1 protein-coding gene is annotated in these 1,610 nt (G+C 49.7%); it reads left to right on the forward strand.

Features of this window, described 5'->3' with window-relative positions; all coding sequences use genetic code 11:
• Window positions 1-20 precede the first annotated feature (20 nt).
• Window positions 21-1,610, forward strand: a 1,590-nt coding sequence (locus ACFIM6_RS09825) for a phage tail tape measure protein (protein ID WP_375612667.1), incomplete at its 3' end; no start/stop codon positions are given.

The following is a 1,610-nucleotide window of genomic DNA, read 5'->3' on the forward strand; positions in this document are numbered from 1 at the left end:
AGTTAGGATAAGAGACGATCATGGATGTTTCTCTTGTTGTGCGTTTTGTTAATCATCTGCAAGAGGGGATCGCTTCTGCCAAGCGAGATCTTGCAGCCTTTAGTTCAGATATTGCGCATTTCCAAAACAAGACAAGGCAGCATTTTAAAGGGTGGTTTGACTCGGAGCATCTGAGGGAAGCAACAGCCAATGCGGAAAATGCTTTTAACCAAGCGCGGGGGCGCATGGTGGGTGCCATTGCGCAAACAGCAACCTTAATTGCACCGCTCTATAAAGCCATGCAATTTGATCAATCGATGAAGGGACTAGAAAAGGTTCTCGATGCCCCCCTTGATCGCTTAAAGGAATTGCGCCGTTTTGCTTTGGAAACCTCCACTAAGATTCCGCTAGCGGCGCGTGAGGTTTTAGAACTGATGACCAGTGCTAGCCAAGCAGGCATTGGTGAACAAGATCTGGAAGCTTTTAGCATTTATGCTGCCAAAGCGGCTGTTGCTTTTGATATGACGGGGGATCAGATTGGGGAGCGCTTTGCCAAATTGCGCAATGTCTTTAAGCTTAATCAGGAAGGCATTGAAGATCTAGGTGATGCTATCAATCATCTCTCGAACCACATGGCGGCAAAAGCCAGTGAAGTGTCTGATTTTACCAATCGAGCCACCGGTGCGGCAACCATGTTTAAGCTCACTGCGCGCGAAACCGCGGCATTTGGTACAGCGATGATTTCTGCTGGGATTGTTCCTGAGAGTGCCGCGCGTGGTTTTAATGCCATGAGTGCCCGTATTCAGGCAGGAGGCAAACATATTGAAGATGCTTTTGCCAATATTGGGCTTTCTCGCGAAAAATTCATGCAAGATCTGGACAAAGATGCCACCGGCACCTTGGTGCGCTTTTTTAATGTGTTGGGTAAATCCGAACAGGGGATGCGCTCGCTGATTGCCATTGCGGGGCGCGATTTTACTGGTGATTTTGCCAAATTGGTGGGCAACCCAGAATTGTTAGGGCAAGCTTTAGATTATGTGAAAGATCCACAAGTCTTTAAAGGTTCGGTAGAGCAAGAAGCAGACAAACAAGCAACCGGTGCCATGCGGCAATTTGAACTCTTGCAAAACCGTATTGTGGCTCTGGGCATCACCATTGGTGAAGTGCTTCTGCCCCCCCTCAACAGTTTGATGGAAAGTGTTGGCAATTTTACCAATGGGCTTATGGCGTGGGCGAATGCGCACCCAACTTTAACAAGCGCCATTATCAAAACCATTGCCGCTCTGATGGCTTTTAATATTGCTCTGCGCGTGTTGCGCTTTACCATGGCTGGCACACGTCTTGGGCTTCTTCAATTGATGGGCTCTTTTATCAAGCTTAGAGTACTCAGTCGTGGTGTTGCTGCAAGCTGGCGGGGCTTAGCAGCCGCAGGGCGCTCGCTGGGCTTGCTAACCGCGGGTCTTGGGGCAAGTGCACTCCGACTCTTACGCCCCATGACCTTGTTGGTCGGGGCTTTACGGGGGATTGCTGTCTCAGGAAGTGCATTTGCTGCCTCTTTTGGTTGGATCGGGACAGCGATAGAAGTGGCTGGGGCAGCTATTTCCTCTGTTGTGGGGGGTATTTTTACCCCG

This window comes from Bartonella sp. AA9NXGY (genome assembly GCF_042196845.1).
Lineage (GTDB): Bacteria > Pseudomonadota > Alphaproteobacteria > Rhizobiales > Rhizobiaceae > Bartonella.